The organism is Nocardia nova NBRC 15556, from assembly GCF_001613005.1.
GTDB lineage: Bacteria > Actinomycetota > Actinomycetes > Mycobacteriales > Mycobacteriaceae > Nocardia > Nocardia nova.
The window spans coordinates 14,372-30,793 of sequence record NZ_BDBN01000034.1 but is presented as its reverse complement, the minus strand read 5'-3'; the positions used below and the strand labels follow the sequence as shown (position 1 = coordinate 30,793).

General features: G+C 68.1%; 21 protein-coding genes. 11 read left to right on the top strand and 10 right to left on the bottom strand.

The annotated features are described in order from the left end of the window. Positions 1 to 93: 93 nt before the first annotated feature. Positions 94 to 1,128 carry a hypothetical protein gene (locus NN2_RS14840; protein WP_063014178.1) on the top strand — a complete coding sequence of 345 codons (1,035 nt, stop codon included), beginning with the start codon at positions 94 to 96 and terminating at the stop codon, positions 1,126 to 1,128. A gap of 16 nt (positions 1,129 to 1,144) precedes the next feature. On the opposite strand, the gene NN2_RS14835 is transcribed toward NN2_RS14840, so the two are convergent. From NN2_RS14835 to NN2_RS14820, 4 genes are all read right to left on the bottom strand, one after another. Next, positions 1,145 to 1,483, bottom strand: coding sequence for a histone-like nucleoid-structuring protein Lsr2 (locus NN2_RS14835; RefSeq protein ID WP_063014056.1), 339 nt, complete (start codon positions 1,481 to 1,483; stop codon positions 1,145 to 1,147). A 97-nt stretch (positions 1,484 to 1,580) separates the two neighbouring features. Then, positions 1,581 to 2,750, bottom strand: coding sequence for a zinc-dependent alcohol dehydrogenase (locus tag NN2_RS14830; RefSeq protein WP_063014054.1), 1,170 nt, complete (start codon positions 2,748 to 2,750; stop codon positions 1,581 to 1,583). A gap of 9 nt (positions 2,751 to 2,759) precedes the next feature. Beyond that, a complete protein-coding gene (locus NN2_RS14825) occupies positions 2,760 to 3,266 on the bottom strand; it encodes an SRPBCC family protein (protein WP_063014052.1) in 507 nt (168 codons plus the stop codon). 438 nt (positions 3,267 to 3,704) lie between these two features. After that, positions 3,705 to 4,493 carry a hypothetical protein gene (locus NN2_RS14820; RefSeq protein WP_063014050.1) on the bottom strand — a complete coding sequence of 263 codons (789 nt, stop codon included), beginning with the start codon at positions 4,491 to 4,493 and terminating at the stop codon, positions 3,705 to 3,707. Positions 4,494 to 4,623: 130 nt separating this feature from the next. Between NN2_RS14820 and NN2_RS14815 the strand changes: the two genes are divergently transcribed. Next, positions 4,624 to 5,070, top strand: a complete 447-nt coding sequence (locus NN2_RS14815) for a Zn-ribbon domain-containing OB-fold protein (protein ID WP_425437945.1) — start codon at positions 4,624 to 4,626, stop codon at positions 5,068 to 5,070. After that, complete coding sequence (locus NN2_RS14810) at positions 5,063 to 6,262, top strand: lipid-transfer protein (RefSeq protein ID WP_063014046.1); 1,200 nt, start codon at positions 5,063 to 5,065, stop codon at positions 6,260 to 6,262. The genes NN2_RS14815 and NN2_RS14810 overlap by 8 nt, the downstream gene beginning before the upstream one ends. Before the next feature lie 93 nt (positions 6,263 to 6,355). Here NN2_RS14810 and NN2_RS14805 read toward each other — a convergent pair whose 3' ends face one another. After that, positions 6,356 to 6,706: a hypothetical protein gene (locus NN2_RS14805; RefSeq protein ID WP_227463012.1), complete on the bottom strand. Its 351-nt coding sequence runs from the start codon at positions 6,704 to 6,706 to the stop codon at positions 6,356 to 6,358. A gap of 148 nt (positions 6,707 to 6,854) precedes the next feature. Between NN2_RS14805 and NN2_RS37195 the strand changes: the two genes are divergently transcribed. Next, positions 6,855 to 7,016 carry a hypothetical protein gene (locus tag NN2_RS37195; protein WP_156511338.1) on the top strand — a complete coding sequence of 54 codons (162 nt, stop codon included), beginning with the start codon at positions 6,855 to 6,857 and terminating at the stop codon, positions 7,014 to 7,016. Positions 7,017 to 7,075: 59 nt separating this feature from the next. Here the strand turns inward: NN2_RS37195 and NN2_RS14800 are convergent, their stop codons facing one another. After that, entirely contained in the window at positions 7,076 to 7,747 is a 672-nt protein-coding gene (locus NN2_RS14800) for a hypothetical protein (protein WP_063014044.1), read from the bottom strand. Between the two features lie 91 nt (positions 7,748 to 7,838). Beyond that, entirely contained in the window at positions 7,839 to 8,153 is a 315-nt protein-coding gene (locus NN2_RS14795; RefSeq protein ID WP_245658709.1) for a cold shock domain-containing protein, read from the bottom strand. A gap of 264 nt (positions 8,154 to 8,417) precedes the next feature. On the opposite strand from NN2_RS14795, the gene NN2_RS14790 reads away from it, so the two are divergent. After that, entirely contained in the window at positions 8,418 to 9,230 is an 813-nt protein-coding gene (locus tag NN2_RS14790; RefSeq protein ID WP_030518502.1) for an alpha/beta hydrolase, read from the top strand. 17 nt (positions 9,231 to 9,247) lie between these two features. On the opposite strand, the gene NN2_RS14785 is transcribed toward NN2_RS14790, so the two are convergent. Further along, on the bottom strand, positions 9,248 to 10,225 hold the full coding sequence (locus NN2_RS14785) for an adenylate/guanylate cyclase domain-containing protein (RefSeq protein WP_063014042.1): 978 nt from the start codon (positions 10,223 to 10,225) through the stop codon (positions 9,248 to 9,250). A gap of 134 nt (positions 10,226 to 10,359) precedes the next feature. Here NN2_RS14785 and NN2_RS14780 point away from each other — a divergent pair, with 134 nt between their 5' ends. Both NN2_RS14780 and NN2_RS14775 read left to right on the top strand, forming a co-directional pair. Continuing rightward, entirely contained in the window at positions 10,360 to 11,211 is an 852-nt protein-coding gene (locus NN2_RS14780; protein ID WP_063014175.1) for a SigB/SigF/SigG family RNA polymerase sigma factor, read from the top strand. 131 nt (positions 11,212 to 11,342) lie between these two features. Further along, a complete protein-coding gene (locus NN2_RS14775; RefSeq protein WP_146098737.1) occupies positions 11,343 to 11,825 on the top strand; it encodes a hypothetical protein in 483 nt (160 codons plus the stop codon). Here the strand turns inward: NN2_RS14775 and NN2_RS14770 are convergent. Then, positions 11,801 to 12,598 (bottom strand): hypothetical protein, encoded by a 798-nt coding sequence (locus tag NN2_RS14770; protein WP_063014173.1) that lies wholly within the window; start codon positions 12,596 to 12,598, stop codon positions 11,801 to 11,803. The two genes, NN2_RS14775 and NN2_RS14770, sit on opposite strands and share 25 nt — an antisense overlap. Positions 12,599 to 12,687: 89 nt before the next feature. Here NN2_RS14770 and NN2_RS14765 point away from each other — a divergent pair, with 89 nt between their 5' ends. The 4 genes from NN2_RS14765 (at position 12,688) to NN2_RS14750 (ending at position 15,818) form a co-directional block, all read left to right on the top strand. Next, positions 12,688 to 13,290 carry a DUF4232 domain-containing protein gene (locus tag NN2_RS14765; protein ID WP_063014038.1) on the top strand — a complete coding sequence of 201 codons (603 nt, stop codon included), beginning with the start codon at positions 12,688 to 12,690 and terminating at the stop codon, positions 13,288 to 13,290. A gap of 157 nt (positions 13,291 to 13,447) precedes the next feature. After that, entirely contained in the window at positions 13,448 to 14,398 is a 951-nt protein-coding gene (locus tag NN2_RS38580) for a glycoside hydrolase family 25 domain-containing protein (protein WP_227463010.1), read from the top strand. 21 nt (positions 14,399 to 14,419) lie between these two features. Beyond that, positions 14,420 to 14,755 (top strand): PQQ-binding-like beta-propeller repeat protein, encoded by a 336-nt coding sequence (locus NN2_RS14755; protein WP_063014036.1) that lies wholly within the window; start codon positions 14,420 to 14,422, stop codon positions 14,753 to 14,755. A 7-nt stretch (positions 14,756 to 14,762) separates the two neighbouring features. Further along, a complete protein-coding gene (locus NN2_RS14750; RefSeq protein WP_063014034.1) occupies positions 14,763 to 15,818 on the top strand; it encodes a glycoside hydrolase family 183 protein in 1,056 nt (351 codons plus the stop codon). Between the two features lie 8 nt (positions 15,819 to 15,826). Here the strand turns inward: NN2_RS14750 and NN2_RS14745 are convergent, their stop codons facing one another. Beyond that, positions 15,827 to 16,378, bottom strand: coding sequence for a TetR/AcrR family transcriptional regulator (locus tag NN2_RS14745; protein ID WP_030518493.1), 552 nt, complete (start codon positions 16,376 to 16,378; stop codon positions 15,827 to 15,829). Between the last annotated feature and the right edge of the window lie 44 nt (positions 16,379 to 16,422).

Here is a 16,422-nt window from a genome sequence, read left to right as displayed (position 1 = left end):
GGCTCCTGCGGCGCGCCCGGCAGCACCGGCGAGCGTCTCGGCCCGGTTCCGCGTTCGGCAGAACATGTGCCCCGCGACTTGTACGATGTGGTAATGCGTTCGCGGAGCGTGCATTTCGTGGGTAGCTTCCCCGCCACGACTACGGATGAGGCGATGCGGGCGATGGCCGACAGTGCCGGTCCGTTGTTACACACCCTGCCCACCGGCGAGACCCGCCGCTACGAGTACTACGTCCGGCCGATCCTGGAAGACCTGGTCGCTCAGGGCGCGCTCGAGGTCGCCCGGGCGGGGGAGTGGCGGACTCGGCGCGATCGACCTCGGTACCGCCTGCCGCCGGGCCGCACGCCGACCGGGGCCGGGATGGACCTCGGATATGCCGGGGAAGCCGCCGAGGCGCTGCCGATCTTCTCCGCCGTGCGCGCCGACCTCGGCCGGCCCGAACTCGCGTTGCAGATCGGCATGCCGACCGACCTCACCCTGGCGTTCGTCGCCTTGGGGCCCAAAGGGATTCGATCCGGGCGCGCGCCGTTCACGGAAGCCACGGCACGCGAGATCGCCACCATCGCGCGGATGGGCGGCGACGATGTCGTGATCCAGCTGGAGGCGACCGCGGAGTTGGTGGCGATGGCGCTGACTCAGCCCGCGCATCGCATGGTGGAACGCGTGCTGGGCTCGGGCCGCGGCATCGCGGCACTCGCCGCCGCGGCACCGCAGGGCACCCGCATCGGCGTGCACCTGTGCCTGGGCAGCCTGCACAACAAGGGTGCGCCGCTGCGCACCGCACGGCCCTTCGTCGACCTGGCCAATTCCGTTGCGCGGCACTGGCCTGCCGGACGCACCCTGGAATACGTTCATGTCCCGTTCGCCGCGGGCGACCGACCGCCGGCGGCCGGGGCCCGGTTCTACGCGCCCCTCGCCGATCTGTCCCTGCCCGCGGGCACCCGCTTCTACGCGGGCGTCGTCCACGACGTACCCACCGCGGACGAGCAGCGAAAGACGCTGCGCACCATCGAGAATGCGCTCGGCCGCCGCGTCGACGGCGTCGCCTGCGCATGCGGTCTGGGCCGTCGTCCCCGCGCTGTCGCGGACGCGCTCATGGCGCGCGCCGTGACGTTGGCGGGTTCGTGACCGGGCGGACCGGGGTCTAGCCGGCTTTGTTGTACGCCTCGACGATGTCCTTGTGGATGCGGCCGCGGCTGGAGATCTCGTAGCCGTTGTTGCGCGCCCACTCCCGGATGGCGGCCGTCTGCTCCCGGTCCGGTGTCGTGCGGGCGGTACCGGACTTGACGGCGCCCTTGCGGTTTCGGCCGACCTTGCGGGCGGGCTCGGTCCACTGCTCGAAGATCTTGCGCAGCTTCTCGGCGTTCTTGGTCGACAGGTCGATTTCGTATTCGACTCCGTCGATGCCGAAGTGCACCGTCTGGTCGGCATCGGACTTGCCGTCGTAGTCGTCCACCAGCTCGACGATGACCTTCTTGGCCATGAAAACCCACCCTCCACTCAGCTCGTATGTGACGCGGCGAAAATGCTAATCGAGTTCGCGAGAGCGTCGTTGAGCAGGGTGAGGACCGCGGCTCGGGTCACGGGCGGAAGATCGCGCGCACGCAGCCTTCCCGTTTGTTCTTGAACATGTCGTATCCGCGTACGGAGTCCTCGAGGGGCAGGTCGTGGGTGATCAGGTAGGACGGGTCGAGGTCGCCCTGCTGGATGTAGTCGAAGATGCGCCGCACGTAGCGCTGGCCGTGCTGTTGCGCGCTGCGGATCGTGAGGCTTTTGTTCGTGACGATGCCCATCGGGAATTTGTCGGTCAGGCCGTAGACGCCGAGCACCGACACCACACCGCCCTTGCGGCACGCCAGCAGCGCCTCGCGCAGAGGTGTCGCGCGGTCGGTTTCGAGACGCAGAAGTTGTTTGGCGCGGTCGTAGGCGTTCTGCAGTCCGGTGCCGTGCCCTTCCATGCCGACCGCGTCGACGCACGCGTCCGGGCCGCGGCCGCCGGTCATCTCGGCGATGGTGTTCTGCACGCTGTCCACCGCGGTGTAGTCGATGGTTTCGGCGTCGAAATGCTTGCGCGCCAGTGCCAATCGTTCCCGATAGCGGTCGATGACGATCACGCGATCCGCGCCGAGCAGCCGCGCCGAGTGCCCGGCCATCAGGCCGACCCCGCCGCTGCCCCAGATCGCGACCGTATCGCCGGGAGAGATGTCACAGAATTCGGCGCCCATCAGACCGGTCGGCACGGCGTCGGAGACGAACAGGGCCTGTTCGTCGGTGATCTCCCCGGGGACGGGGAAGCAGTTGACGTCGGCGAAGGGCACCCGCACGTATTGGGCGTGCGAACCCTGATATCCGCCGAAGGGATGGGTGTAGCCGTAGATGCCGGCGGTCGGATAGCCGAGCGCGGGGCGCTGCAGATGTGCGTTCGGGTTGGTGGTGTCGCATGCCGCCCACAGTTCGTGTTCGCAGAACCAGCAGGAGCCGCAGCCGATGAACGAGGGGACGACGACGCGCTCACCCACCGTGCGGTGGTTCACCTCCGGCCCGACATCGACGACTTCGCCGACGAATTCGTGTCCGAAGACGTCGCCGTGCCGCATCCCGGGCAGGTAGCCGTCGATGAAATGCAGATCCGAACCACACGTGGTGCTCAGATGGACCGCGACGATCGCGTCGTGCGGGTTGACCACCGAGGGGTCGGGCACGGTTTCGACGGCGAGATCGTTGACCCCGTTCCAGCACAGTGCGCGCATGAATCGTTCCTATTCGTCCGAGGAGGCACGCGCGCTCGGATTACCGGCGAGGGTCGGTATCTCGCCGGTCTGCAGCAGCGCCCGCGCACGGTAGAGGACCGCGAATGCGGCGGTATCGGTGAGGACATCGGCGATCGGCGCCAGCACCGACAAGGTCACTTCGGTGCCCAGCCCGCGGGGCGCGTCGCGGAAGTTCAGTTGCAGGGCGGCGCCGGCGGCCTCGGTGCCGGTGAACCGCAGTGTTCCGGGACCTTCGGTCAGTGTGGTTGTCCACGTGTCGGTTTCGTTGCCGTGCGAACCCAGCCGCCACTCGAACCGGTGACCGTCCTCGCTGCTCACCGAGGCCACATCCCCGAACACCCGGGACAACCGGTGGGGATCGCGCCAGAGCCGCTGCACATCCTCGCGCGGGCGGGCGATCGTCACCGACTGCGGATGGCCGTACCCGGAGGCCGCGCCCACCACTTTCGTAACCACCGTGCCCAGTCGATCCTTGACCGCATCGGTGACGTTCATCCGGTCCTCCTCGCCGGTCGCTTCGCTGGCGAGCTACCCGGGACCGAAGGTGGTAAACGCCGATTGCCGCAAGGTCGCGGGCCGGCAGTGATCGTTTCGGATGAGACTTTCCCGACCGGTAGAGTGTCGGTCCTCGGTGTCCTCACGTGGGAAGCGAGGCGTGCGCCGACTCGGTCGAGTGCGGCGAATTTTCTGAAACGTCCTTCTTTCATAAGATTGCTGAGCTAGGTTCACGGCTACGCCGGACACTCGGCGATGAGTAAGTCGGAGGACACCGTGGAATTTCTTGGCTCAGTCGCTGGCATCCTGCAGATGGTGATCGGCACCATTCTCTCCAACACCGGTTCGGGTGGCTCCGGCTCCGGTTGGTGAACGTGACGAATTCGGCTCGCTACCGGTGAGCCGAATCCCCCGCGTGTGTGGGTAGCGCCGGGTCGTTCACTGGTCGAGGGCATGCTCCGGCTGGCAGACATGCATCGGCGACGGCAGGTACCGGACCATCGCGTCCAGCAGTGCGGTGATGTCGTCGGTGTGCGGCGACGCATCGCACAGGACGGGTACGACATCGCCGATCCGGGTGAGGTGGCGGATCCGGTCGTGCAACTGTCGCGGTGGCATCTTCCCCGGGCCCGGCAGGCGGGGCCGCGCGGTGTCCTGCGCCAGCACCGTGTCCACGAGTTCGTGATACCGCTGTACGGCCACCGGCCAGTGACTGCCGAAGAATTCGGCGGCCATCGGTTCGAGTTCCCACATCGGTACCAGATCGATGACGCCTTCGAATTCGGCGCCGATGCCGAGCGGCATCTGCAGCGTCACCGGCACCGCTCCGCGGGTGGCGGCGACCGTGCGCACGCAGTGACCGAAGTCCGCGGCGTGCTGGTCGAGTCCGCGCACCAGGCACAGGCGTGCGACCTGGTGGTCGTCGGCCACCCGCAGTATCGCCTCGAGTCGCGGAGCGCTCGTCGCGGCCGCGTTCATCGGCACGACCACTCCGTCGGCCGTCCGGATGGCCCGTTCGAGTTCCGCGATGGGCGCGTGGCTCGACAGTTCGGTGATGCGAACCGTGTGCTCGGCGCGGTCGGTCACCCACTCGACGGTGACCGCTGAGCGGGACCCGGGTGCGGTGGGCCGGCGACGCAGCCGGCGGATGAGCGCCGTCGTCTCTTCGGGCTCGCCCACGATCGTGACGTTGCGAATCGACTGCGGGTCAATGATTTTCACGCCCATCGCGTTGCGTACTCCCGATCGGCTCGCGGGTGGGGACCGTCCTCGACGAGGTCTCACCGTACCCGCGGGGGCGCATCGGCGGAGCGGAATTCCTCGCCAAAGTAGAACGTGTTCCTATATCGTCGGCGCTGTGCAGAAAGAACAACGCCCCGCCGTGGAAGGTTGGTTCACTGCGGACGACGGCACGGTACGTCTCCAGGGAAGTCGCTGCGATGTGTGCGGCACACCGTATTTCCCTCGGAACACCCTGGCCTGCCGCAACCCGCAGTGTGCGAGTCCCAAGGACGGATCCGAGCTGGTCGAGTACCTGTTCTCCACGCGAGGCCGGATCTGGTCGTACGCGGACGCCCGCTACAAACCGCCCGCGCCCTATGTCTCGCCGGATCCGTTCGAGCCCTACGTCGTCGCAGCGGTGGAGCTCGAGGAAGAGCAGATGGTGATTCTCGGGCAGGTCGTGCGCGGCCTCACCGTGGACGACCTGGCCGTCGGCATGCCGGTCGAACTGGCCCTGGGCGTGCTGTACGAGGACGAGGAAGCGGAACACACGGTGTGGATGTGGAGGCCGGTCGATGCCTGACAACGATCGCGATATCGCCGTCCTCGGTGCGGGCATGCACCAGTGGGGCAAATGGGGACGCAACTTCGTCGAATACGGCCTGGTGGCCGCGCGGGCGGCGCTGGCCGATGCCGGCGTGGACCACCGCGACGTCGGCTACATCGCCGGCGCGGACACGATCCGCAACGGCTACCCGGGATTCGTGTCGGGTGCGACGTTCGCCCAGGCGCTCGGCTGGTCCGGCGCCCGCATCTCGAGCAGCTACGCCGCCTGTGCCTCCGGCGCCCAGGCCATCGCCAACGCGCGGGCCCAGATTCTGGCCGGGTTGACCGATGTGGCGCTCGTGGTCGGTGCCGATGCCGCGCCGAAGGGTTTCTTCCAGCCGGTCGGCGGTGAACGCCGCGACGATCCGGACTGGTTGCGCTTCCACCTGCTCGGCGCCACCAACCCCATCTACTTCGCGCTGTACGCGCGCCGGCGGATGGCGCTGCATGGGGCCACGCTCGACGATTTCGCCGCCGTCAAGGTCAAGAACGCCAAGCACGGCCTGAACAACCCCTATGCCCGCTACCGCAAGGAGGTCGCGGCCGAGGAGGTCGCCGCGTCGGCGATCGTGTCGGATCCGTTGCGGCTGCTCGACATCTGCGCGACCAGCGACGGCGGCGCCGCGCTGGTGCTGACGTCGATGGACTACGCCCGCCGCCACGGCATCGCGGACCCGGTCCGCATCCGGGCGCTGTCGACGGTCACGCCCACCTTCCCGAAGACCGTGCTCGATCTGCCGGATTTCGCGACCGACTCGGCGGTGGCCTTCGATACGCCCTCGCGTTCGTTCCGGTCCGCGATCGCGGACGCCGCCTACGAGGAGGCCGGGCTCGGCCCCGCCGACCTGTCCTTCGCGGAGGTCTACGACCTGTCCACCGCGCTGGAACTGGACTGGTACGAAGACATCGGGCTGTGTGAGATCGGCGGTGCCGAGGAGCTGTTGCGCAGCGGCGCAACCACTTTGGGCGGTCGCGTGCCGGTCAACCCCAGCGGTGGCCTGGCCTGCTTCGGTGAGGCCATCCCGGCGCAGGCGATCGCTCAGATCTGCGAACTCACCTGGCAGTTGCGCGGCCGGGCCGACGGTCGTCAGGTGGAGAACGCCCGCGCCGGTATCGCCGTGAACCAGGGCTTGTTCGGCCACGGTTCGGCGATCATCGCCACCCGCTGAACTCCGCTCCGCTCACGAAAACCCGGGTGCGACCCGGGTTTTCGCGTATCCGGGAGGGTTCGGGGCCGCCGGCGTGGCAGCGGTCCGGTTCGCTCAGCCCCAGGTGGCCCGGTCCGGCACGGTGGACGTGAAGATCACATAGAAGTGCTGGCCCGGCAGCAGTTCGTTGATGTCGTGCCAGCTGCCGGCGGGATCACGCTGGTAGTAGCGCTGAATGCCGGTGCCGTCGTCGTAGCACACGATGCCGGCGGTGCCGAACGGACTCCAATACACCTCGGTGCCCGGTCGCGGTGGTTCCAGCGGGGTACGGAACTGCTGGCTGCACGGTGTGATCACCGGGTGGTAGATGGTGGGTTGGGCGGCCGCGCTCGGTGCCAGTGCGGCGAGTCCGGCGCCCGAAATCGCGGCGGCGGTGAGGACACGGCGGAAGGTGAAAATCGGCAATTCCACTCCTTGCTGGGCGGAGAAGAGTTCACTGGCCTGTGTCGGCAACCCTACGGTCCGGGGCGTGTGACGAAAAAGTGGTTTGGCAGGCCGGGATCGGGGTTTTCGGTAGTCAGCAGTGATCTTGGGGGAACGAGGAGTGAGCCGCATGCCGAGTAACAGAGATTCCGTATTCGTCGACGATGAAGCCGTGGCCTCGATGCCGGCCGAACAACCGGCTGCGGTGAGCTGGCCGGACCCCAGCCCCCTCGATTCGTGGTGGAACGACATCATGGGCCTGTCGGCCGACCTGCCCCGGCCCGCCGCCTGACGGAAGGGCGAAATCCTCAGCGCCCAAATCCTCAGCGCCGCAGTGGTTTCGACCGGCTGCTACGGTCGCTCGGCGCCGCGTCCTTCGCGGCTGCCCCGGTAGGCGCTGCGCCGGATGCGAGTGACGAACCCCGGCGCCAGCGCGACGCCGGGCGGGTGGTGCAGGGTCGGGTCGACGGCGTCCTCGGGCGGTGGGGCGACGGTTTCGGCGGTGAGCCGCAGATTCGCGAACGGTTCCTCGGGTCCGTGCAGTCGCCCGGCGGTCAGTGTGAAACCGAGGCCGTGAGTGGTCGTGTATTCGTGCAGCGTCGCCAGGGAGGCGTCCGCAGGTTGATCGGCGTCCGGCCGGGCGAATATCCACTGGGGTGCGCCGCCGTCGAACCGATAGGCCATGAGCGTCCCGTAGGTCGCGTGGCGCCACGACGGGACAGGTATCGCGAAAAATCGGGTCAGCGTGCCGGTGGGTGTCGATGCCAGCGCGAGGTCCCAGCGCCCGCCGGGGGTCTGCACGCGCAGTCCGATTCCCACGGCGTCGGGCAGCCGTCCCGGCATGCCGAGGGCCTTGGACAGGCGAACCTCGACGTCGCGTTCTCCGTCCCCGAAATACCTCTCGAAGGCCGGCGCGGAGTGCAGGCGCCCACTGAACCAGAGGCCGCGCGGATGGAAGACGCGGGCGCGCCGGACGCGGGCGACCAGCTCGAACGATTCCTCGACCAGGCGTTCGGCTTTCACATCTCTGCTTTCGTCGTGACGGTCGGGTCGGATCGGCGGCAGCCGACATCTGGCCGGTACCCCGTCACGGCCGAGGTATTCGCCTCCGCAGTCAGGATTCGTCGCCGGCGTGCGGGTACGGGAGGACCTGTGTGGCCTCGGGCCCGCCGCTGGCGTGGGTCACGGTGAAGACCACCGTCTGCCCGGGGCTGAGAGTTTTGTAGCCGGGCATGTCGATCGTGCGGTAGTCGACGAAGACCGCGTCACCGGAGGCGCTGGTGAGGTAGCCGAACCCCTTCTCGGCGTTGAACCACGTGACCTGCCCCCGCTGCCAGCCCGGCAGCTTGTCGTCGACCGGCATGAGGTGCGGATCCGGGTGGGCCCGGTGCTCGGCGGGAACAACGGCGGGTGTCCAGGTCACGGTCATGCGCAAACTCATTCCGGTCGCGGTGGGGAAAACTGGTGGCCGGTCACCGGCTTCCCGGCGCCGACGCCCGAGATACCCGGTCGTACCGCGGCCAAACAAGCCCTGCTGTTTCCCGTCGACTCCGCTTCCGGGCCGGGTGAACGGATCTTCCGGATCGGCTGCCGGTCTACTCCCGAGAGCGCTATCGTCGCTGCCAGGTCGCCTTTGCCCATTGGTTGCCGGCCGTGCGCGCATGCCCGCCGGCGCAGCGATGAAGGGACAGCCATGAGGATCACCCGTTTCGCGAAAGCCGTTTCGATCGTGTTCGCGCTGATCGCCGGTTTCGTCGTGGCGGCACTCGGACCCGCGAACGCTCAGACCATGCCGACGATCGTGCTGGTTCACGGCGCGTTCGCCGACACCACCAGTTGGGACGCCGTCGCCGGCGATTTGCGCGGGCGGGGATACCAGGTGGTGGTGCCCGAGAATCCGCTGCGCGGACCGGCCTACGACGCCGCGGCGGTCGAGAAGACCGTCGCCGGAATCTCCGGTCCGGTGGTCCTGGTCGGCCATTCCTACGGCGGCGCGGTGATCACGAACATCCACAATCCGAATGTGAAGGCGCTGGTGTTCGTGGCGGCATTCGCGCCGGCGCAGGGCGAGCCGGTGGCCCTGGCACTCGATCCGATCCGTTTCCCCGGTAGCCAACTACTGCCGCCCGCACTGCAGATGAAGGTCGTCGACGATTCGAGCAACGCCCTCGGCCGCAACCTCGACGCCTACATCGCCGACGCGTCGTTCCATCAGGTGTTCGCCCCCGATGTCAGCGACGCCACGGCCGCGACCATGCTCGCCCACCAGAAATCGCTCGCGGTGGCGGCGAATGTCGAGCCGTCCGGATCGCCCGCGTGGTCGAACACGCCCAGCTGGTATTTGGTCTCGGCGAACGACACCGTGATCCCGCCCGCCGCGCAACGGTGGATGGCGGGCCGGATCGGCGCGCACACCAGCGAGGTGCAGGCGTCACACGTCGCGCTCGTCTCCCAGCCGGCCGTGGTGGCCGATGTGATCGCGTCGGCGGCCGCGGCGACGACATAGCCGCGGCGGCATGATCGTCAGCGCTGTTTGCGCTGACGCTCCCGGAGCACATGGGAACGCAGGCGGGAGAATCCCTTCACGCGCACGCTGCGTAGGTGACGGAGGGAGAATTCGGTGTCGCCGGCCAGGGCCGCGGCCGCGCCGTCGTCCACGAGCACCGTGCCGGGACGGGCGACACCGGTCAGCCGTGCGGCGGTGTTGACCACCGTGCCGTAGAGATCGCCGAAGCGGGTCAGCACGGGACCGTAGGCCAGGCCCACCCGGATCTGGGGCATCTCCGAAATCTTCTGTGCCGCCCGGCCGATCGCCACGTGCAGGGCCAGCGCGATGCGCGCGCCCCGGTGCGGATCGTCGACGGCGAACATCACCTCGTCGCCGACGTTCTTGATCACCCAGCCGCCGTGGGCGGTGATCGCCTCGGTGGTGGCGGTTTCGAACGCTTCCAGCAGATCGGTCAGCTCGTCGGGGTCGAGGTGGCGCGAGAGCCGGGTGTAGCCGGCCATATCGGCGAAGCCGACGAGCAATTGCCGTGCGGCGCCGTCGGATTCGAGCGACCGGCTCAGCGCCGCGGCCAGATGGCGCCGCCAGGCGTACTGCTGCAGGTCGGTGAGCACCTCGATGGCGTGGGTGGTGGCCTCGGCATCGGTGCCGGCGCCGAGTTCGCGGGTGATCAGGTCTGCCTGCCATTCGGCCAGCCGCGCCATGGACTGCCCGAGGGTACGGGCCGCGGCAATCTGGTTCTGCTCGTTGACATTCGAGGCCGGGCCCAACGCGCAGAAGGTGCGTACCGCCGCGACGTCGGCCTCGGTGAACGCCTCCTCGTCGTCACTGGCCGCCGCCGGAAAGCCCAAGGCGATCCACAGTTTGCGGGCGCTGTCGACCGAGACCCCGGACAGCTCGGCGACCTGAGCGCGGGTGTAGCGGCGGGGACCACCGAGGAGAGTTTTTTCGACCACCGCGTCGACCACGTCGGCCGGCTCACCAGACTCGCTCACCCGGCAAGTACAGCACACGCGGCGGGGATGGCGCCGCCGTCGTTCGGACGGATTCGACCGAAAAATCTTGTTTGAGCGTCCGAGCCGCGGATACCCAGGGCGGCATGGTTCATACGGAAGCTGCGGAGACGATCATGAGCACCGATACCACTGCTGCCTCGCCTCGTTCCGCGACCGCTCGCGACGACGGTGGCCGCAATTCCTATGACGGAATCGAAGATTCCTTCCGTGCGCTGGCCGAACTCGATGCCGCCGACCCGCGCCGGGCCCGGCTGCGGGAGCAGATCATCGCCGACTGCATGCCGCTGGCCGCCCATATCGCCCGCCGGTACGAGGGCCGCGGCCAGTCGCGGGAGGACCTGCAACAGGTCGCCAATCTCGCACTGGTGCTGTCGGTGGACCGTTACGACGTTTCCCGGGGCGCACCGTTCCTGGGCTTCGCCGTGCCGACGATCATGGGGGAGGTGCGGCGTTACTTCCGCGACAGCGGGTGGGCGGTGAAGGTGCCGCGCCGGATGAAGGAACTGCGCGCCCGCATCTCCCAGCACAGCCTGGTGCTGTCACAGCAACTCGGCCGCGAGCCCAGCAGCCATGAACTCGCCCGCGCCCTCGACGTCCCGGTCGAGGAGGTCGTGCAGGCCACCGTCGCGGCCAACAGCTATCTGTGCGACTCGCTCGACGAAACCCAGTCCGCCGAGAGCGACAGCCCCACGCCGCTGGGCGCCCGGCTGGCGGTCGACGAACCGCGCTACGAGTTCACCGAGGATGCCATCACCGTGAAACCGCTGATCGAGGCGCTGCCCGAGCAGGAGCGCAAGATCTTGATCCAGCGTTTCTACGAGAACAAGACCCAGTCCGAGATCGCTGCGCTGCACGGTATCTCGCAGATGCAGGTCTCGCGGATCCTCAGCCGCGTCCTCAGCGGTCTGCGCGACCAGGCGCTCGCCGAACCCACGCGCCCCCGGCATCTGCGCGCGGTGGCGTGACCTGCGCGCCGGCACCGAATTTGCCGGTTCCGTACCCGAATGTCCGGACCTGCGGCCATGATCGGTAGGGCGTGCCGATTCTAGACCGCAGGGTCGGTTCGTTTTCTCGGCGAGAGAGGTCGGGCCGATCGATGGCTGAGACTCCAGCGGTCACCACCGCCCCCCGTGCTGCCGGCGTTGCCGGACTGTTGATGCGCATCGACGAGGTGATGCGCCGCCACGCCGGTCACACCTTGCTCCGCATCGTCACCGCGGTCACCGGCCCGGTGCGCGCGGCCCCGGATTATCTGATCCTGCACGCCGAAGCGGTGATCGACGAGGCCGTGCGGCACCTCGTCGCCCAACCCGGCGCCGACACCGTCGTCGTCACGGTGTCGGTCACGACGACGGTGACGGTGGTCGTCGAAGCCACCGGTCCGGTCGGAATCCTCCTGCCGCCGCTGCTCGGCTCGAGCGCACGGGCGCGGCTGCTGGGCGGGCACTGCGCTGTCGAGCGGGGTGCTCGCCTCGTCTGGTCGGTTCCCCTGCCTCCGGCCGACATCCACGCACGTGTGCCCGCCGGTCCGGCGCGCCGGCGCGGTGATCGGCCCTACGCGAAGTTCTCCGTGATGTAGTTGGCCGCCGCGGTCGTCCAGGTCACATCGGTGCCCGGCATGTCGTGTGCCGGATACAGCACGTGCTGGCCGTCGGGATACGGAGTGAGATAACCGATCACGCCGTTGACGGCGGTGGCGAATCGTTGCAGGTTGGCCACCGGATTCGACATCAGGAACTCCAGCAGCTGCGCGAAGATGAGATAGCTCGCGTTGCCGAAACGCGCGCCCTCGACGAACGAGAACGGCGAGATGCCCACGTCGATGACGCGAAGCGGCGAGTCGGCCGGAGACGCGGTGATGATGTCGCCCGGGTTCGCGTACTCGTGGGTGGCGACCGCCGCGGGCCAGGCGCCGTGCTGACCGTGCAGGCCGTACGTCGTGGGCGGGCACAGGTTGTTCACCGAATCGCCGGCCTTGCGCAGGGGGTTGGCGATGAAGACGGCGAAGGCGATCTCGAGCGGGCTGCCGTCGGTGTTGGTGTACTCACCCGAGGCCACCCCTTCGAGTATCCGGCTCGCGCAGATGCCGCCGAGCGAATAGCTCAGCAGCGCACAGACATTCGGCGACTGCTGAATCGCCTCGACCCCCGCGGCGATACCCAGCCGGACCGAGGTGTCCAGCGACGGCCCCCACAGATTCGGGTCGGGCCCGACCGAGGCGGGCCAGTCGGGTTCGAAGAAGCTGAAGCTGTCGGTCGAGAGCAGATCGGTGACCGCGGCCAGCATGCCCGCGGGGCTGCCGTCCGCGTTCCGGGGCTCTCCGGTTCCTCGCAACGTGATGATGTCGATCATCGGGTTCTCCTTGCCCGCGACGAACTTCGACGGATCTTCCACGGTAGGCCCCGAACCGAGTACGGTCGGGTGTTGTGAAAAGAAGGCGGATGGCGTGGTGGTCGCTCACCGCGGCCGTGGCTGTGATCGTCGCCGGCTGCGGGTCGGACCAGTCGGCGCCGGACACTCCGAATACGAGCGCGGCCCCGGCCTTACACGTGGGTTCGGTACCTTCCGATGATGGTACCCCGCCCACCCGCGCCGCGAATGCCGTTGCGGCACAATGCCGGACATCCGATCTCGCGGCCGCGCTCGGTCCCGCGAACGCCGCTGCCGGAACTGTCGCGTTTCCGATCGTGTTCACCAACAACGGGTCCGGCCCGTGTGTCCTCGAAGGTTTCCCGGGCGTCTCCTACGCCACCGGCCCCGACAGCGCACCCGTCGGCACTCCGGCCGCCCGCGAGGGAACCGCGTCCGGTCCGGTCTCGCTGACGCCCGGCGGCCAGGCGTCGGCGCTGGTGTTCGCGGTCGACGTGCACAACATTCCGGCCGAGCAGTGCGGGCCCGTCGACGTGGCGGGGCTGCGAATCTACCCGCCCGACAACACCGCATCGCTGTATCTCGACCATGCGGCGACGGCGTGCGGTAACGGACAAATGACTGCACACCAGCTGCGGGTGCGCGCCCTCGTACCGGGCGCCGAGGGGCGGTAATTCGATCTTCGACGGGTTTCGTTGGGAGACCGCCGATTACGACGCGGTCACGAGAACCGCACTATCGATGACGGGACAGGCGTAGCCTCGGACAATGAGATAGCCACCCACTCGAAACCCGGTCCTGCCGAGGACCGGTCGACTCTTGGAGGGGAATATGGTCGATTCCCTTTTCGCCGACGTGTCCGAGTTCCAAGTGCCGGTCGACGACTCTTACCCGTATCAGCTCTTCTCGTTCCGTTCCAACGACGGGACCTACCAGGACCACAACTTCTATCAGAACTATGCCTGGGCGGCCCGGGCCGCCGATTCCGGACGCATCGCCTGCTTCATCGTCTACTTCTATTGGCGGCCGAACTGGCTCGATACCGTCGACACCCACCGGGGCATGGTCGGTCAGGCGGGTGGCCCGCATCCGAAGATGATCGCGATGATCGATGTGGAGTCGGGCGGCAATCCCGGCGGGGATCAGTCGGACGGAATCAACCGCGCCTATTGGCGGCTGGCCGATTGGCTGGGCTCGACCCGCCGGGTCATCGGCTACGCCAACCGCCCGGATTTCGACAGCATGTGGCCGGTGCGCCCGGACGGCCTCAACATGATCGGCGCGGGTTACGGCAGCAATCCGAACCTGCCCGGCCAGATCGCGCACCAGTACACCGACGGTCAGGGCTACGGCGGCGGCCTGCCCGAGGGCGCACCGCCGTTCGGCAACTGCGATATGAACTCCGCCGACGGCTTCTCCCCGGAGGATTTCGCCAATCAGGTCGGGGTCGGCACGGTGGCGCCGGATCCGGTGACCGACATGTGGATTCAGTTCATGGGGATCGGCGGCAACGGCTGGCCGCAACTGGCCGGCCATACGCTCGTCGACGGTGTCGCCAGCGTAGGGCAGACCCTCGGCCTGCCAGGCTTCGCGGCGCCGCCGGGTCCCACCCAGGTACCGCTGCCGCGTGACTCCGACGGACGCATCCGCGACGAGTGGATCCAGATGCGCGGCCTGCAGGGCACCGGCTGGCCGCAACTGGGCGGCTGGTCCCTGGTCGACGCCATCGCGGCCATCGGGCAGAAACTCGATATCCCCGGCTTCCAGCCTCCCCATCCGTAAAGCCCCCGACGGAGTATTCGCATGCCGACAATCGCCAGTACGAACGGCCGCTTCTTCGTGATCACCGACTGTGTGCCCCAGGTCCGGGCGGCGGCGACAGCGGCCGCCGCGGGCGGCACCCTCGCCGCCCTCACCACCGCCACGGCCGCCGAGATCGCGTTCCCGGAAGGGGCTTTCGCCGACGTCGCATCCTGTACCGGACCGCAGGCCGGGCCGACGGCCTGGTTCGCCACCTTCAACGGCGGGGTCCCCGACGGCTGTGTCTATGCCATCGACCTGACCACCGGGCAGGTGTGTACCGAGAACGCCAACCGAGCCGCGGCATGGACCCGGTTCGTGCTCGCCGCCCCGGCATGAGCCGGCGATGGCGACGCACTGGGGGACTCCGCTCACCGGGTACGCCGGAAGTACGGCCAGACAATTCGGTGTAGGTGGCACCGATCTCGGAATCCCGTACGACCGAGATCATTTCGCGCCGCGCGCGTCGGGATTCGTCTTCGGCGACACGTTCACCGGCGACAGTCAGGGGTCCGGAACCTGGCTCGGCTCGCCGGTGTTGCTGTTCAGTTCGAACCTCCCGGACGCCACCACCACCTTTTCCGCGACCCCCGGTGGCGCGCAGGCGCGCCAGGCGCTCACCTACGCCCACAACGCCGACAACGGCTACGGGGTGGAGGTCAGCCGCATTCCCAACGACGCGTTCGTCGATCCGAACGGGCGGACGTGGCTGACCTACACCAGTGTTCACGACTGGAGCATCCCCGACGATCGATACGGCGCGCTGTTCTGTGGCCTGGCCTACTCCGACGACGACGGCGCGACCTGGACCGATTACGCGGCCGTCTGGCCCAACGACGGCAGTGACGGCTACGCCGGCTGGAGTCCGTTCATGATGCAGTCCTTCGCCGGCATCGGGAACAACAACGGCGACGGCTATCTGTACATCGTCTCCAAGGAGTGGGGCCGCAGCCACAATCGCAACGGCCCGATCCTGATGCGCGTGCCGTGGCAGCAGATCGCCGTCCGCGCCGATTACGAATACTGGGGCTACAACGGTTCGGCCTGGCAGTGGGGCAATCCCACTCCCACGCCGCTGTTCGGCGGTATGGGCCCGATCGGCGAGGTGAGTGTGAAGAACATCGCCGGGACGTGGGTGATGTCCTACTTCGACGTCGCCGGCGCCTGCATCTCGACCCGCACCGCACCGGCCATCGATCGCGTCTGGACGTCGCCGAAACGGCAGATCGTCGCCTCCGCACCGTGGTGGCAGTTCTGGGTTCGTACCTTCCCGCAACTCTACGGCGGCTACATCCACCCGCGATCGAGCTCACTCACGGACATCACTCTGTATGTCTCGCAATGGAATACCACCACGAACAATCCGTATTGGGTGATGCAGTTCGACGGCATCACACCGTAGCCGCCGGGTCAGCGCGGCGGGCGACCGGCGAGCATCGCCTTCGCCGCGGCGCGCAGGTCGGCGCGCGGGGCGCGGGTGTCGAGTTCGGCGATGCAGATCTCGCGCACCATCGCGACCTTCAACATCGACGCGGCATCCGGATCGGACCAGCCGACCGCGACCATATCGGGTCGGCTGGCGGCGAGGAAACCCTCGCGCCGCTGGGCGATCTCGGTACGCAGGCCGGGATCCGACTGGGCTTGCAGCATGAAGGCCTCGGTGCCGCAGCTGTGCAGGCAGGCGTCGAGGAAGGCGTCGACGCTGACCGCGAGCCGGTCCGGACCCGGCGCCATCCCCCTGATCGCCTCCGCCACTCGCGCGCTGATGAGCGTGAAGAACTGGCGATACAGCGCCACCAGGTAGGTGTGGCGGTTGGGGAAATGCCGATAGAAGGTGCCCTTGGCCATGCCCGCCTCTTCGACCACGGCATTGATCGAAAGGCGCTGTAGTCCTTCGCGTTCGGCTACGACCATGCCGGCGGTGAGCAGGGTGGCGCGGCCGGATTCGGCGACGACTGTCATGGCGAGGGCACTCCTGGAGCGTTCTGTTCGGAAAGTCTAGTCGT

Coding starts and splice junctions, on each gene's coding strand:
- NN2_RS14840 (WP_063014178.1), top strand. CDS start 94: ATGCGTTCGCGGAGCGTGCATTTCGTGGGTAGCTTCCCCGCCACGACT.
- NN2_RS14835 (WP_063014056.1), bottom strand. CDS start 1,483: ATGGCCAAGAAGGTCATCGTCGAGCTGGTGGACGACTACGACGGCAAG.
- NN2_RS14830 (WP_063014054.1), bottom strand. CDS start 2,750: ATGCGCGCACTGTGCTGGAACGGGGTCAACGATCTCGCCGTCGAAACC.
- NN2_RS14825 (WP_063014052.1), bottom strand. CDS start 3,266: ATGAACGTCACCGATGCGGTCAAGGATCGACTGGGCACGGTGGTTACG.
- NN2_RS14820 (WP_063014050.1), bottom strand. CDS start 4,493: ATGGGCGTGAAAATCATTGACCCGCAGTCGATTCGCAACGTCACGATC.
- NN2_RS14810 (WP_063014046.1), top strand. CDS start 5,063: ATGCCTGACAACGATCGCGATATCGCCGTCCTCGGTGCGGGCATGCAC.
- NN2_RS37195 (WP_156511338.1), top strand. CDS start 6,855: ATGCCGAGTAACAGAGATTCCGTATTCGTCGACGATGAAGCCGTGGCC.
- NN2_RS14795 (WP_245658709.1), bottom strand. CDS start 8,153: ATGACCGTGACCTGGACACCCGCCGTTGTTCCCGCCGAGCACCGGGCC.
- NN2_RS14790 (WP_030518502.1), top strand. CDS start 8,418: ATGAGGATCACCCGTTTCGCGAAAGCCGTTTCGATCGTGTTCGCGCTG.
- NN2_RS14780 (WP_063014175.1), top strand. CDS start 10,360: ATGAGCACCGATACCACTGCTGCCTCGCCTCGTTCCGCGACCGCTCGC.
- NN2_RS14775 (WP_146098737.1), top strand. CDS start 11,343: ATGGCTGAGACTCCAGCGGTCACCACCGCCCCCCGTGCTGCCGGCGTT.
- NN2_RS14770 (WP_063014173.1), bottom strand. CDS start 12,598: ATGATCGACATCATCACGTTGCGAGGAACCGGAGAGCCCCGGAACGCG.
- NN2_RS14765 (WP_063014038.1), top strand. CDS start 12,688: ATGGCGTGGTGGTCGCTCACCGCGGCCGTGGCTGTGATCGTCGCCGGC.
- NN2_RS38580 (WP_227463010.1), top strand. CDS start 13,448: ATGGTCGATTCCCTTTTCGCCGACGTGTCCGAGTTCCAAGTGCCGGTC.
- NN2_RS14755 (WP_063014036.1), top strand. CDS start 14,420: ATGCCGACAATCGCCAGTACGAACGGCCGCTTCTTCGTGATCACCGAC.
- NN2_RS14750 (WP_063014034.1), top strand. CDS start 14,763: ATGGCGACGCACTGGGGGACTCCGCTCACCGGGTACGCCGGAAGTACG.
- NN2_RS14745 (WP_030518493.1), bottom strand. CDS start 16,378: ATGACAGTCGTCGCCGAATCCGGCCGCGCCACCCTGCTCACCGCCGGC.